Here is a 12,905-nt window from a genome sequence, read left to right as displayed (position 1 = left end):
CAGGCGACAGATGACGACGAAGAAGGCGACGAAGCAGAAGCCCGTCTCCGTGATGGGGCGGCCCCGAGGGTTCGACCGCGACGAGGCGCTCGTCGAGGCCATGCGTGTCTTCTGGGCACGTGGCTACGAAGGCACGTCCATCCAGGACCTCGTCGAGGCGATGGGCGTCAACAAGCCCAGCCTCTATTCCATCTTCGGCTGCAAGGAGGAACTCTTCCGTGAAGCCGTCGAACTCTATGACCGGACCGAAGGCATCCATGTCTCGCGCAGCCTGGAGGAAGCGACCTCCGCGCGCGAGGCGGTGGAGGACATGCTGCGCGCCAATGCACGGGCCTATACGGCCGCCGACAAGCCACGCGGGTGCATGATTGTCCTGGCGTCGCTGTTGGGTGCGCCGGAGAACGAGGCGGTGCGGACCTTCCTCGCGGAGAACCGCCTGAGCGGTGAGCGCGCGTTGAAGCGCCGGCTTCAGCGGGGAGTCGCCAACGGAGAGCTTCCCAAGTCCACTCCCGTGGAGAAGCTCGCCGCGTTCTACACCACGGTGCTCGAGGGCCTGTCCATCCAGGCCCGCGATGGTGCTTCCGTCGAGAAGCTGACCGCCATCATCGATGCCGCGATGCTCGCGTGGCCACCTGTCGCCGGTTGAGCTGTCATCAACGAGCCAGGCCCCGCCGACTCTCGCCCCCTTGGGCAGTTCATCCGCGCGGGCTCGTAGGTGCCGAGGCGGAAGCGGGGGCCTTTAGCGGTTCTGGATGACGAGCCGCGCTTCGTCCCAGACGAGCCCATGACGCAGCAAGGTCTCCGAGAGTGGTGCTCCCGCGGGCGGAGGATGCGCCAGGGTGTCGAAGTGGAGGAGTCGGAGGGTGCGGTCGGAGGACGCCGAGGCCAGCACGGACATCCCAGGTGAGAAGGCCACCGCCGAGACAAAGCCCTGTTGGCCCCGGACGCTGCCCAGCAAGTCTCCGCTGGGAAGGCTCCAGACCTTCACCCGCATGTCCATGCCGCCGGAGGCCAGGAACCTGCCATCGGGCGACACGCTCAGCGACAGCACGCCCACGGCGCCCTCATCCATGCTCTTCAGCAGGAGGCCATCGCTGGAGTTCCAGAGCCGGATGGGCTGCTTCATCCCCGCCGTCACCAGGTGGTTGTCGCCCGGCGTGAAGGCCAGGGCGCGGACGCGGTCTCCCACGTCCCACTGGCGCAGGGGCTGGCGCCGCGCCAGGTCCCAGAGACGCACGACCTTGTCCGCGCCTCCGGAGGCCAGCCGCGTCCCCGTCGAGTCGATGGCCAGGGCCCAGAGCTTCCCCGTGTGCCCTACGAGTCGCCCGAGCAGCACGCCGTCCGGCACCGACCACAAGGAGACGTCCCGCTCATCGCCCACGGCCAGGACCTTCCCGTCCGGACTGAAGGCGAGCGCCCGCACCGAGCCGTTCACCGTGGACAGCTCACGGAGCTGCCGGCCCGTGGCGGCTTCGAGCAAGCGCACCTGTCCCGTCAGTGTGCCCGCCGCGAGAAGCCGGTGGTCCGGGCTCGACGCGAGCGAGACCACCGCCTCCGTGCGCTCTGCTCGTGATGCGGGGGCGCTCCTGTCCGCGAGGTTCCAGCGGCGCACGCCGTCCTCCGCCCCCGTGAGGAGCTCCTGTTCCTGGGTGAAGGTCAGCGCTTCCACCCAGGCCTCGTGACCTCGAAGCAGGACCTCGGCGGGTGAGGCGGGCCGGGCCCAGACATGCAGCGCTCCATCCATTCCCCCGGATGCGAAGGTGCGTCCATCCGGCGACAAGGCGATGCACGCCACGGCGGCGCGGTGGGCGTCCAGGCGCTCCAACAGTTCGCCGCTGCGAGCATCGAAGAGCTGCACGCGCCCATCCCAGCCCGCCTGGACGACGAGCCGGAACAGCGGGTCGATGGCTGTCGTCGAGATGTCGGCCTGAATCCTCAACACGTCGACGAGCTGCCCGGACCGGGGATTCCAGAAGCGGATGGAATGGTCCGAGGCCGCCGACATGGCGAGGCTTCCATCGGCGGAGAAGGCGGCCGACACCACCATCTCCTCATGGCCGGTGAGGCGATGGAGCGCCTCGCGGGTCTCCAGGTCCCAGACGCGAGCGGTCTTGTCCATGCTCGTCGACAGCAGCCAGCGGCCGTCCCCCGAGAAGGCCACGGCGACGGCATACGCGTCGTGCTCGAAACGCAGTTGCTCCGTGCCTGTCGCCACGTCCCAGACGCGCACGGTCTGGTCCAATCCGCATGACGCGAGCTGGTTCCCGCTGGGGGCGAAGGCCAGTCCCCGCACGACATCGGTGTGTCCCTGGAAGACGGCCACCTGCTGGCCCTTGCGAACATCCCAGAGGCGAATCTCTCCCGGTCGTCCGGCGGAGGCCAGCAGGCGGCCGTCCGGAGAGAACGCGACGGCGTGCACCTCCGCCGCATGGCCCTTCAGCTCCGCCACCGGCTCACCGCTGGCCGTGTTCCAGAGACGGATGACGGCGTCGAAGCCCGCGGAGGCCAGCAGCTTCCCGTCCGGCGAGAAGGCCGCCGCGAGCACGGAGCCCTCTGTCTTCGTCGTCCAGAGCTGGCGGGAGGCCCGGTCCGTTGCCCAGCCCAGGCCCCATTGGGCCTCGGCGGAGTCCTGCGTCGCGCGAGCCACGGAGAAGTAGCCCACGGCGAGCCCCCACTGCCGGGACTCGAGGGCTGTGTCCCCCTTCGCCAGATACACGCGTGCGCGGAGGTCCTGCTCGGTCGGGGAGGGTTGAAGGACCTCGGCCTGGCGGAGGGCGGGGCGCGCCGCACAGGAGGTGAGCACCCACGCCAGAATCACCAGTCGCCAGCTCGGTCCGCGCATGTCTGGACGCCTTTGTAGCGAAGCCGGCGTACGAAGACGATTTCAAGCGCGCGTTTCCAGAGCGACGCCACTCAGACGTCGGTGGTCTTGGGTGCGGCGCTTCGCTTGCGTGCGGGCCTGAGGCACACTCCGCCCATGCCGCCTCCGGACAACCGCCGCACGAAGTCCCCCCTCCTCATCGCCGCCGGAGTGGGGCTGCTCGTCGTCCTGGGCCTCGCGATGATGCTTCTCCGTGGCGGCCGGAACTTCGCGTGGACCTCGGAGGATGTCGGGGGCCTCGCGGAGCTGGCGTCCATCCAGTCACAACTGCAACCCCTGGACGCGTGCAGGATTGAGTACGGCGCGCGTCGTGGCGGTCGCCAGGTCTTCGGCTCCTCGGATTCGGTGAAGGTCTTCTCGTGTGCCGAGTCCAGTGAGGTCGTCGGTGTCGACGTGCCCGTCGAGCGGAGGACGGAGGGCGTCACCTTCGACATGGCCCGTCAGTCCAGGACGGAGCCGTGGGAGGTCCTGGTCGACAAGGACCGGGTGGCGCTCCCCGCGCTCAAGGGCGCCCTGGAGCAGCTCGCGCCCCTCATCCTCGAACAGTACCCGCCCGTGCTTCTCCGGCAACGAGAGCAGAGAGATGCGTACGACCGCGAGCTGAAGGCGCGGAAGGACGCGCAGCAGGCGCGCGAACAAGACGCTCGAGACTCCTATCCGCGGTGAAGTGGTCGGGAGCAGGTCCCGCACCCCTCCATCCTCGGGTGGTTCATCGAGCGCGGCCTTCCATGTTCGGCTGAATCCCCTTTCGTGAGGCCGCCCGTGGCCGTGCCTTTCCCTGGAGGGAGAAGCGCTCGCTCAGGAGCTGGATGAAATACGTCAGCGGCGCGGAGCGCTGGCGGGAGGCGCGGGTGACGGCGCTCCAGCGGCGGCGGATTCCGCGAGGGGTGAGTCGGACCGTGTGCAGCCCGTTGCGTTGGGCCGGCAGCATCCATTCGGGCAGCGCCGTCACGCCGACGCCGCCACGCACCAGCTCAATCAGCGCCTCGGTGAGGGGCACGGGGGAGACCCGCTGCGGCTCGAGGCCCTCGGGCCAGAACACGCGCGTGAAGATGTCGAGCTGCTCCCGAGGCGCGGCATAGGTGAGCAGGTTCTCCGACACCAGTTCCCGCGCCGTGACGTGCGCTCGTCGCGCCAGCGCGTGGCCCTCGGGGACCACCAGCATGAGCTCGTCCTCGAAGAGCGCCGTCTGCGCCAGGCGGGCCTGCCGAGGGACGTCCGTCGTCAAGGCGAGGTCCAGCTCGCCATTCAGCAGCGCCCCCAGCGGCTGGCGCGTGGCCTCCAGGACGATGCGCAGCTCGACGCGCGGGTGCTCGGCCTGCCATCGCCCGAGGATGGGCGGCAGCCAGCCATACACCGTGTAGCAACCCGTGCTGAGCCGCAGCAGGTCGTCCTGCGGGTGCGCGCGGCAGATGGCCTCGGCCTGGGCCACCTCGCTCAAGACGCGCCGCGCGGAGACGAGCAGCTTCTCGCCCGAGCCGGTCAGGAGCAGGCGTCGCTGACGGCGCTGGAAGAGCTGCACGCCCAGGCGCTCCTCGGCATCGCGGAGCTGATGGCTCAGCGCCGAGGACGTGAGGTGGAGCTGCCGGCTCGCCGCGGCCAGGCTCCCGGTGTCGGCGACCGCGGCAATCAGCTTGAAGTGACGGAGCTCGAGCATGCCGGGCAGTTTCACATGAACCCCATTCAGCATCATGGAGAAATCGTTTCGCTGCGCTCATGGCCTCGGCCTCCTTAACGTTGGCGTCCCCATGCAAGGAGGGCGGACAGATGCCCCACACCGACAGCTTCCCGAGCCCGCAGAGCCCTGTCGTATCCCCCTGGTCGTCCGTGCGAATCGACGACATCGAGCCCGTCATCGTCGGCCCTGGCTGCCTGCGCAGGGACCTGCCAAGCACACGTGACGTGAGGGTCTGGGTCGTGGACATGGCTCCCGGAGCTCAGTGGCCCTCCGTGGACGTCCACGACACCGGCGAGGAGGTCTTCGTGGTGAGCGGTGAGCTCATCGAGGGAGAGCAGCGCCTGGGCCCAGGCACCTACCTGTTCTTCCCACCCGCGAGCCATCACCAGCCGCGCACCGAGACCGGCGTGCGCCTCTTCGGCATCAATCTCGTGGCCTCCTCGGTGGCGCGATGAGCATCGACAACGGGGACATGCTGGTTCGGCCCGCGCGGACGGGCCGCCGGGACTTCCTGCGTGCGGCGGCCGTGCTCTCCGCGGGCGCGGTCCTGTCATCCCCTGGCGTGGGACGCGCGACGAAACCTGTCGACACCGCGACGCTGCGCGCCCAGCGGCTGGCCTGGGCCGGAGTGCGATTGCGGCTCGGTCAGGACACGCTGTTCTTGGACCCATTGGTCGACTCCACCGTGTGGGGGGCCGCGCTGAAGGATCCGCTCGTCCCGATGGACGCGGGTGACGGCGGGCGCTACGTGCTGGTGACGCATCGCCATCCCGACCACTTCGACCGGATGGCCGTCCGTCAGGCGCTGGGCGACACCGGCACGCTGGTGTGCCCCCCGGACATGGCCGCGACCGCCGCCGCGTCGGGCTTCCGCGTGCGGCCCGCTCCGCTCTACGAGCCGGTCCTGCTCAATGACTTCACCGCCACCGCCGTTCCCGCCGAGGATGGTTACGGAGACACCCAGGTGTCGTGGATCGTCTCCGGCGGAGGCCGCCGCATCATCCACTGCGGTGACACGCTGTGGCACGGGTCCTGGTGGCACATCGGACGTCAGTTCGGCCCCTTCGACGCGGCGTTCCTGCCCATCAACGGGGCGCGCTTCGGCTGGCGCAAGCCCGTCAGTGACGTGCATGGCGTCCTGACCCCGGAGCAGGCGGTCGCCGCGGCTGTCGTGCTGGGAGCAAAGCTCCTCGTGCCCATCCACTACGGCGTCACGTCCTCCGAGGACTATCAGGAGGTTCCGGGCGCGGAAGCGCTGCTCCTGGCCACGGCGCGCAAGAGGAAGGTGAACGTGGAGCTGGCGCGTCCGGGAGAGTGGCTGACCTGGCAGGCTCGGGGCTGAGTCCCCGCGCGCGGAGGCCGGGAGGGGAATGGCGGGGTGTGGCACGGAGAGTGAAGCTTCGCATACAATGTTTCACTCTCTCCGCGTCAGCGAAAGGCCCCTCGCACCATGGATTCCTCTTCCTCGCCCAAGAGCCCTCGGCGTGCCGTGGTGTGGTCGACGATGAAGTCGTACCTGAACGAGGCCGTGTCGTCGGCGCGGACGCGGCTCAACGAGCACGTTCCCCAGTTCGGGGCGCTGGAGCAGAAGTACCGGCAGCTCTGGTTCTCGCGCATCTACCAGCACAACTTCTGGCTGGATTCGGAGTCGCGCTCGGGGCCGGGCTCCACGCTGAAGGCGACGGAGTCCATCCGCCGCGAGTTGCCGGAGGTGCTCCGCAAGGCCCAGGCAAGGACGATGCTGGACGTGCCCTGCGGCGACTTCAACTGGATGCAGCACGTGGAGCTGGACCTGGAGCAGTACATCGGCGCGGACATCGTCCCGGACCTCATCGCGCTCAACCAGCAGCGACATGGAAGCGAGCGCCGCCAGTTCATCGTCCGAGACCTCATCCAGGATGACCTGCCGAAGGTGGGACTGGTCATGGTGAGGGACCTGTTCATCCACCTGTCGTATCGGAACATCTTCCGGGCGCTGGCCAACCTCCGGCGCAGCGGCACCGAGCACCTGCTCGCGACGACCCATGTGGGCTTGAGCCGCAACGAGGACATCGTCACTGGCCTGTGGCGGCCGGTGAACCTGCGGCTGGCGCCGTTCCATTTTCCGGAGCCCATCCACCTGGTGGAGGACGCTCACAAGGGCCGCCACATGGGGCTGTGGAGGTTCGCGGACCTGGACCTGAGCCAGGGCCAGAAGACTGGCACCTGACGCAGGCCGCCCGCCCGCGGCATCCCGGCCGATGACCTCCTGTCCGTGCCTCACGGTCGAACAGACCCGTGCGGACGCGGCCCGCCTGGGTGATGGGCCAGAGGCCTGTCCGTGCCTCACGGTCGGACAGCCCATTGCGTGGCAACCGGTGCCCGACGCGCACGAGCGGTTCGACCGCTGGATGGGGAGTTGCTCGGCGTTACCGCGAGGATCCTTGGGCGTGGAGTTCGAGCGGGAGCGGCGCCTGAAGCTGAACCTGCTCGCCCGAGCGTGGATGCTGGAAGGTGAGCGACTCCGCGTGCAGCAGGTAGCCGCCGTCTCCGGGCAGGCCGGGGTGCTCCGCCAACGGCAGGCCCCCCACGGCGAAGAGCGGGTCTCCCACGAGCGGGTGGCCGATGAAGGCGAGGTGGATGCGGATCTGCTCGGAGCGTCCCGTGTGGATGTCCACCTCGAAGAGGGTGTGCTCGGTGCGCCGCTCCAGCACGCGGGCCGTGCTGTGTGAGGGCTTTCCCCGTGCAGTGGCGCCATGCACCTCGCCCAGCAGCGGGTGGGGCACCAGTCCGATGGGCGCGCGGATGTCGTACGTCTCCTGGGTCGCGATTCCCTGGGCGAGTGCGCGGTAGCGCTTGTGTACGCGGCCCTCTCGCCAATCGCTCGCCAGGCGCGCGGCGGCGTCGCGGGTGCGGGTGAAGAGCACGAGGCCCGACGTCGCGCGTCCCAGCCGGTGCATGGGAACCGCCTCGGGCCATCGCGCCTGGACGAAGGAGAGCAGGGTGTTCTTGAGGAAGCCCCCCGAGGGCAGGGTCGGCAGTCCGCTCGGCTTCACCACGACGACCAGCTCCGCGTCCTCGTACACGAGTTCGAAGGACCGCGGAGTGTCCGCCTCTTCCCAGGGTGGGCGGTGCCAGCAGAGTAGCTGCCCCGGCCTCAGTGACTCCGAGCCGTCGGCGATGACGTCGTCGAGTCGCACCTCGCCCCGCGCGAAGCGCGCCCGCCACTCCTCCTCCGAGGAGTGACGATACTTGTCCGTCAGGTGGGCGAGCGCGCTGCTGCCCGGTCGGCTCCCGAGCTTCTCGCGGTACACATAGCCATCGTTGAGCAGCACTCGCGCACCCTACACCGCGTGCCCTCGTGGTGGGAGACACTCCGCTTCCCGCCGCCGTACTCCGCGTCTTGCTCACCGCCCACAAGGGGGTGACACATGGCTCCCCTGGGACGTGGAGCTGGCGCTCCCTGAAGGCTGTCCTTGCGAGACTGTTGCATCCAGGGTTCAGTAGACAGCCATGGCCTTCGTCCCCTGGCTGCCCTTGCTCGTCGCCCTGCATTCCGTACCCGCCGCCCCAGCGAAACCGGCGCCTGCACCTGTCTCCTTCGCGAGCTGGTTCGACGCGCGCGTAAAGGAGGAGGCGCCGAATATCACTGAGCGGTACCAGGTGGACCTCGACGGTGATGGTCGCGAGGACGAGGTGGTCTGCTTTCCCATGGCGTCAGTCGACCGTCCGAAAACCTGGGACGGACCTCCCGTCACCCTGGTGGGACTGGCCAGTGGTGAGCGCTTCGCGATGAGCGGAGGCGCGGGAGTGGACGAGCCTCTGGGCTGTCCGTCGCCCACCTCGACCGCCTCCGGCTCGGGCTTGCCGACCCTGCTCCTGCAACGTGCTGGCGCGGGGACCTCGTCATCGGTGACGCTGCGCTTCGACCGGAAGGGCCCGATGCTCGTGGCGAGCAACGTGAATCCACGCTTCAGCTTGAGGCGCATGGATTTGCTGACCCAGAGCGCCGCCACGTTCCACTACACACCACCGGACCCCGAGGACCCTGACTCCGAAGGGAATGAGTCCAAGTGGGAGGGTTCGGCTCGGGTGGTGTCGGACCTGGAGTCCACGGTGCTTCCTTCTCCGGGACAGGTCACCTGGGGGCAGAAGAACTGGAAGGGGCCCGAGGATGCGGACCTGACGGTGAGCCTGCGTCGCCGGGGCGACCTGATGGTGGTCAGTGTCCGGCTGAGGGATGACAAGACAGTGGTCGCCGCGGATGCGAGTCCCAAGGCCATCCTCGCCGCGGACCACCTCGAGCTGCGATGGATGGAGTGGGGCACCACCAGGTTCATGAGGGACCAGCAGGTGGAACTCGGGGTCGCGCGCAACAAACAGGGGGCGCCCGTGGCCACGTGGTTCAAGCCTCCCAAGAAGAAGGACACGCCACCGCCGACGATTCGGTGGACCTCCCCGGAGGCCGTGGAGGTGGAGGTGCCCCTGGCCTGGTTCATGCCGACGCCCGCGAAGCTCGATAATTACGACCCGACAAGGGCCACGGCCCAGTTCACGGTGTTCTTCTCCGATGGCGACGGGCGCGGACAGGAGACGCTGGTGAACGCCGACCCGGGCATGCTCTTCGTCGCCGACCCGGGACGGCCCTTTCCCTCGCTGGCGCAGGTCGTCCAGCCGTGGGTGCGGGTGGAAGACGGCGCCACGCTGCGCAGCCTCCTCTGGTAGTCGTTGTCAAAGGGTCAGCACGGCGGCGGCGCGCGCGTATACTCCGCCCATGGCATGGCATCCGCGACTTGTGGTGCGTAGAGGCAGGGGCGACGTCATCAGCTCGCCCTCGAGCCATCTGGGTCATGGGTTCCAGGGCTTCATCGGCGTGGTCTTCTTCTCGGCCCTCGTCGCGGTGGCCGTTCATGGGGCGCCCCTCGTGCTCCTGGCCTCCTTCATTCCGGGGCTCTTCCTGAGAGATGCCTGGGCCTGGTTTGGCGCCACGTCTCAGGAGCGGGAGGCCTATCGCGCGGAGCTCGCGGCGGTCGCCCGCGCTGGCGGTGGCTTGCCACCCGACCAGAGGGTCATCGTCGAGGGCAGCACCCGAGCTTCGGTGTGGGCGCTTGGTGGGTTCGCAGGGTCCCTTCTCCTGCTGAAGCTCACCCACCATCCCCTTTTCCTTCTCGGGGCCATGGCCGCGGCCGCCTTCGGCGGAGCGGTGCTGCTCGACGTGATTCGCCATCTCAAGGCTGTGCGCCGCGCATAGGTCGACTGGGCGGCAGTGCTCCCTCCGCTGCCCGTTCCAGAGGCCAGACTCCGAGCCCCTCGGTGCAGCCAGCGGCCCCACGGCCCAGCTTTGCGCGAGGAGGATTTCATGGCCTTTTCCGCCAGACAGTCGACCGCGCCCTTGCCTCTCGGCACGCTCGCGCCGCCCATCCGTGCTCCGGTGACTCCGGACCAGAAGGTCTCGCTCGAGGAGTTCCGTGGGGCCCCGCTGGTGCTGGTGTTCTACCCAGCCGACTGGAGCCCGGTGTGCAGCGATGAGCTGGCACTCTTCAACGAGCTGATGCCCGAGTTCGAGCGCCTCGGCGCGAAGGTGGTCGCCATCTCGTGCGACGGCGTGTGGTGCCATCTGGCCTTCGCCCGCGCGCGCAACCTCCACATGGTGCTGGCCTCCGACTTCCACCCGAAGGGAGAGATTTCGCGCGCCTACCATGCCTACCGGGAAGAGGACGGTATCTCCGAACGCGCGCTCTTCGTCATCGACGCCGAAGGCAAGATTTTCTGGAGCTATGTCTCGCCCGTGGCGGTCAACCCTGGTGCCGATGGAGTCCTGGACGCGCTGGAGCGCCTCGCGGAGCAGGGCACCGCCGAAGACGATGGAGGTCCGTCCCTGAGTCAGCGCGAGGAGAGCACCGAGCAGGAGGCACGGCCATGAGCAGACTGCGCACTCCCGTGGGTTCCCATGACCACATCCTCGGACCTGTCGACGCTCCCGTCATCCTGGTGGAGTACGGCGACTTCCAGTGCCCCTTCTGCGGACAGGCCTACGAGGAAGTGAACAAGGTGCTGGCCTCGATGGGCGACCAGCTGCGCTACGTCTTCCGCCACTTCCCCCTCACCCAGGCGCACCCCTACGCGCTCCAGGCCGCCGAAGCCGCGGAGGCCGCCGATGCCCAGGGCAAATTCTGGGAGATGCACGGCATGCTCTACGAGAACCAGCAGGCGCTCGACCCCGAGTCACTGCTGGCCTACGCCCAGAAGCTGGGATTGGACATGGAGCGCTTCACCCGCGAAGTCTCCGAGCACCGCTACCTGGAGCGCATCCGTCGCGACTTCATGGGCGGGGTTCGCAGCGGAGTCAGCGGCACCCCGGGCTTCTTCATCAACGGCGCGCGCTACCAGGGCGACTTCAGCGCCTCCTCGCTCATCACCGTCCTTCAGGGCGGAGGTATCGAGTCGCCCAGCTACTTCTGAGCCCACGCGTCGCCCATGACTGAATGATGACCGTCTGATGGAGGCGAACACACCCTCGTGGGCGAGTGGCTGCGTACCGTGGCGGCTGGGTGCTCCCACCCAGGGGCCTTCGTGGCCCCACGCGCGAGGAGGCGCGTCCCGGATCCGCCATGCAATTCACCCTCTCGGGGCTGTGGGGCCACATGGGCCTCTTCGCGCAGGGCATCGTCATCGCGATGGGCATCATGTCGGTGCTGTCATTGGTCATCCTCGCCGAGCGCTCGCTGGTCTTCCGTGCGTCCCGTCGACACTCCCGCAGGTTCGCCTCGGAGATGGCCACGTTGCTCTCTCAAGGGGACTTCGAGACCGCGTCCCACGCGAAGCTGGGCGCGGACGTGGGCTACCTCGGCCGGACCATCCGCGCGGGGCTGACCGCGTACCGCATCTCCTCCGATGACAGTCGTGACGAGGTGATGGAGTCGGTGGCGCGCAGCCTGGAGCGCCAGGCTCAGCGCGAGGTGCAGAGCCTCAAGCGCGGCCTGGGCCATCTGGCCACCGTGGCCTCCACCGCCCCCTTCGTGGGCCTGCTCGGCACCACCATGGGCATCGTCACCGCGTTCGAGCAGATGGGCGAGGCAGGGGCGGGCGGCATTGGCACCATCTCGACAGGCATCTCCGAGGCGCTGGTCACCACCGCCTTCGGGCTGCTCGTCGCCATCCCCGCGGTGATGGGCTACAACTCCTTGCAGGGCTGGGTGGATGCCCGCGCCGTGGACCTCGCCGAGGCCAGCAACGAGTTCCTCGACGCCGCGGCGCGGGCCCTCAAGCGCGCGCGCTCCGCCGTGGTGTGATTCCTTCACCTACTCGGCGATGAGCAGCACCTCGCGGCTCGTCTGGTTCGTGGAGAGCGCGTACTGGTAGTCCCGCGCTCTCATTGTGACTTTGCGCTTGTGACGCTGGAGCATCCGCTTCAACTCCTCTACCGAGGGGACTCCATCCGAGCGATAGGACACGACGAGGATGCTGTCCCGCCACCGCTCGAACACCGCCTCGAAGGCCGACGCGATTCGCGCCGGGCTGGCCCACGGCGTCTCCACCCGCCGGTAGGGTTTGTGTTTGTAGCGGGCATCGAACCGCTCCGGCCAATTGCTGTACTCCGTCAATCCCTCCATGAAGTGATAGAAGCCCAGGTAGTCGACGCCAACACCCTTGGCCGAGATGTATGGCGGGTCGAGGTACGCCAGGTCTGCTTGGGCTTCGAGCCGCACCGCGTCCCCACACGTCGCGACGTTCACCCGGCCGTTGTCGAAGATGGCGTCACTCGCGGCGGAGGCGGCCTTGGCGATGTGGTCCGCGAAGGGCCTGTCCCACGTCGCCTTGTTCCCGAAGGAGCGCTCGACGCTCGCCTCTCGCATGTAGAGGTTGGCGCGGTGGAAGAGATTGTAGGGGCGCTTGGCGATGCAGGCCTGGAACACCGCGTGGTACGCGAGGGCCTGTTTGTAATCACCCGGCAGCTCGGCCAGGTTCTGCGCCAGGACGTCGAGGAGCTGGTTCTCGTCGTCCGGGTAGTAGATTCCACCGAAGGTTCGCGCGATGAAGTCTCCATAGGTCCGCTGCCGCCGGGCGAGCAGCGCCGTCACGTCGTCGCGCTCGAAGCGCGTCGAGGGGTTTTCGATGAGCGCCTTGCCGATGAGGTGGTTGGAGCGAAGGCAGTCGTTGTAGTGGACCTGCTTGCCTTGCACCTTGAAGAGATAGGACACCGAGCCCGTGCCGCCGAAGAGGTCGACGACGGAGTCGAACTCCAGGGACTGGAGCTGCTCCCAGAGCCACCCGAGGACCTTGAGCTTGCTGCCCTGATACCGGGTCGCGGGGAAGCGCTCGATGGAGGGCGGGGGGCTCACGGGCTGCTCACGTAGACGAGGCCCT

At 68.4% G+C, this 12,905-nt stretch carries 14 protein-coding genes; 10 read left to right on the top strand and 4 right to left on the bottom strand.

Going from position 1 to position 12,905, the window contains the following annotated elements; translation table 11 throughout:
- The first annotated feature begins 10 nt into the window (after positions 1-10).
- Positions 11-646, top strand: a complete 636-nt coding sequence (locus tag HUA75_RS44115) for a TetR/AcrR family transcriptional regulator (protein ID WP_174489876.1) — start codon at positions 11-13, stop codon at positions 644-646.
- Positions 647-739: 93 nt separating this feature from the next.
- Here the strand turns inward: HUA75_RS44115 and HUA75_RS44110 are convergent, their stop codons facing one another.
- Positions 740-2,842 carry a WD40 repeat domain-containing protein gene (locus HUA75_RS44110; RefSeq protein WP_174489875.1) on the bottom strand — a complete coding sequence of 701 codons (2,103 nt, stop codon included), beginning with the start codon at positions 2,840-2,842 and terminating at the stop codon, positions 740-742.
- A 135-nt stretch (positions 2,843-2,977) separates the two neighbouring features.
- Between HUA75_RS44110 and HUA75_RS44105 the strand changes: the two genes are divergently transcribed.
- The gene (locus HUA75_RS44105) at positions 2,978-3,547 is read left to right on the top strand and encodes a hypothetical protein (RefSeq protein WP_174489874.1); all 570 of its coding nucleotides are present in this window, start codon (positions 2,978-2,980) and stop codon (positions 3,545-3,547) included.
- Positions 3,548-3,590: 43 nt separating this feature from the next.
- On the opposite strand, the gene HUA75_RS44100 is transcribed toward HUA75_RS44105, so the two are convergent.
- A complete protein-coding gene (locus tag HUA75_RS44100; RefSeq protein ID WP_246136955.1) occupies positions 3,591-4,538 on the bottom strand; it encodes a LysR substrate-binding domain-containing protein in 948 nt (315 codons plus the stop codon).
- A 110-nt stretch (positions 4,539-4,648) separates the two neighbouring features.
- On the opposite strand from HUA75_RS44100, the gene HUA75_RS44095 reads away from it, so the two are divergent.
- The 3 genes from HUA75_RS44095 to HUA75_RS44085 all read left to right on the top strand — a co-directional run bounded on the left by HUA75_RS44095 (position 4,649) and on the right by HUA75_RS44085 (position 6,768).
- Positions 4,649-5,014, top strand: a complete 366-nt coding sequence (locus HUA75_RS44095) for a cupin domain-containing protein (RefSeq protein ID WP_246136956.1) — start codon at positions 4,649-4,651, stop codon at positions 5,012-5,014.
- Positions 5,011-5,901: an MBL fold metallo-hydrolase gene (locus HUA75_RS44090; protein ID WP_174465039.1), complete on the top strand. Its 891-nt coding sequence runs from the start codon at positions 5,011-5,013 to the stop codon at positions 5,899-5,901. The genes HUA75_RS44095 and HUA75_RS44090 overlap by 4 nt, the downstream gene beginning before the upstream one ends.
- A gap of 162 nt (positions 5,902-6,063) precedes the next feature.
- Complete coding sequence (locus HUA75_RS44085; RefSeq protein WP_174457822.1) at positions 6,064-6,768, top strand: class I SAM-dependent methyltransferase; 705 nt, start codon at positions 6,064-6,066, stop codon at positions 6,766-6,768.
- A 199-nt stretch (positions 6,769-6,967) separates the two neighbouring features.
- Here HUA75_RS44085 and HUA75_RS44080 read toward each other — a convergent pair whose 3' ends face one another.
- Positions 6,968-7,873: an RluA family pseudouridine synthase gene (locus tag HUA75_RS44080; protein WP_141640813.1), complete on the bottom strand. Its 906-nt coding sequence runs from the start codon at positions 7,871-7,873 to the stop codon at positions 6,968-6,970.
- Between the two features lie 376 nt (positions 7,874-8,249).
- On the opposite strand from HUA75_RS44080, the gene HUA75_RS44075 reads away from it, so the two are divergent.
- The 5 genes from HUA75_RS44075 (at position 8,250) to HUA75_RS44055 (ending at position 11,830) form a co-directional block, all read left to right on the top strand.
- Entirely contained in the window at positions 8,250-9,263 is a 1,014-nt protein-coding gene (locus HUA75_RS44075; protein ID WP_254628093.1) for a hypothetical protein, read from the top strand.
- Between the two features lie 49 nt (positions 9,264-9,312).
- The gene (locus HUA75_RS44070; protein ID WP_174489870.1) at positions 9,313-9,789 is read left to right on the top strand and encodes a hypothetical protein; all 477 of its coding nucleotides are present in this window, start codon (positions 9,313-9,315) and stop codon (positions 9,787-9,789) included.
- 108 nt (positions 9,790-9,897) lie between these two features.
- On the top strand, positions 9,898-10,461 hold the full coding sequence (locus HUA75_RS44065) for a redoxin domain-containing protein (protein WP_141640814.1): 564 nt from the start codon (positions 9,898-9,900) through the stop codon (positions 10,459-10,461).
- On the top strand, positions 10,458-11,000 hold the full coding sequence (locus tag HUA75_RS44060; RefSeq protein ID WP_174457819.1) for a DsbA family protein: 543 nt from the start codon (positions 10,458-10,460) through the stop codon (positions 10,998-11,000). The genes HUA75_RS44065 and HUA75_RS44060 overlap by 4 nt, the downstream gene beginning before the upstream one ends.
- A gap of 149 nt (positions 11,001-11,149) precedes the next feature.
- The gene (locus tag HUA75_RS44055) at positions 11,150-11,830 is read left to right on the top strand and encodes a MotA/TolQ/ExbB proton channel family protein (RefSeq protein WP_141640816.1); all 681 of its coding nucleotides are present in this window, start codon (positions 11,150-11,152) and stop codon (positions 11,828-11,830) included.
- A 9-nt stretch (positions 11,831-11,839) separates the two neighbouring features.
- Here HUA75_RS44055 and HUA75_RS44050 read toward each other — a convergent pair whose 3' ends face one another.
- Positions 11,840-12,880, bottom strand: coding sequence for a DNA adenine methylase (locus HUA75_RS44050; protein ID WP_174489869.1), 1,041 nt, complete (start codon positions 12,878-12,880; stop codon positions 11,840-11,842).
- Positions 12,881-12,905 lie beyond the last annotated feature (25 nt).

This window comes from Myxococcus sp. CA040A (assembly GCF_013336725.1).
In the GTDB taxonomy this organism is placed as follows: Bacteria; Myxococcota; Myxococcia; order Myxococcales; family Myxococcaceae; genus Myxococcus; species Myxococcus llanfairpwllgwyngyllgogerychwyrndrobwllllantysiliogogogochensis.
Note: the sequence above shows the minus strand (reverse complement) of the source record. Positions and strands in the feature narration are given on the sequence as shown.

Bases quoted from the DNA above. Each gene is read 5' to 3' on its own strand.
- HUA75_RS44115 (WP_174489876.1), top strand. From the start codon at position 11: ATGACGACGAAGAAGGCGACGAAGCAGAAGCCCGTCTCCGTGATGGGG.
- HUA75_RS44110 (WP_174489875.1), bottom strand. From the start codon at position 2,842: ATGCGCGGACCGAGCTGGCGACTGGTGATTCTGGCGTGGGTGCTCACC.
- HUA75_RS44105 (WP_174489874.1), top strand. From the start codon at position 2,978: ATGCCGCCTCCGGACAACCGCCGCACGAAGTCCCCCCTCCTCATCGCC.
- HUA75_RS44100 (WP_246136955.1), bottom strand. From the start codon at position 4,538: ATGCTCGAGCTCCGTCACTTCAAGCTGATTGCCGCGGTCGCCGACACC.
- HUA75_RS44095 (WP_246136956.1), top strand. From the start codon at position 4,649: ATGCCCCACACCGACAGCTTCCCGAGCCCGCAGAGCCCTGTCGTATCC.
- HUA75_RS44090 (WP_174465039.1), top strand. From the start codon at position 5,011: ATGAGCATCGACAACGGGGACATGCTGGTTCGGCCCGCGCGGACGGGC.
- HUA75_RS44085 (WP_174457822.1), top strand. From the start codon at position 6,064: ATGAAGTCGTACCTGAACGAGGCCGTGTCGTCGGCGCGGACGCGGCTC.
- HUA75_RS44075 (WP_254628093.1), top strand. From the start codon at position 8,250: ATGGCGTCAGTCGACCGTCCGAAAACCTGGGACGGACCTCCCGTCACC.
- HUA75_RS44070 (WP_174489870.1), top strand. From the start codon at position 9,313: ATGGCATGGCATCCGCGACTTGTGGTGCGTAGAGGCAGGGGCGACGTC.
- HUA75_RS44065 (WP_141640814.1), top strand. From the start codon at position 9,898: ATGGCCTTTTCCGCCAGACAGTCGACCGCGCCCTTGCCTCTCGGCACG.
- HUA75_RS44060 (WP_174457819.1), top strand. From the start codon at position 10,458: ATGAGCAGACTGCGCACTCCCGTGGGTTCCCATGACCACATCCTCGGA.
- HUA75_RS44055 (WP_141640816.1), top strand. From the start codon at position 11,150: ATGCAATTCACCCTCTCGGGGCTGTGGGGCCACATGGGCCTCTTCGCG.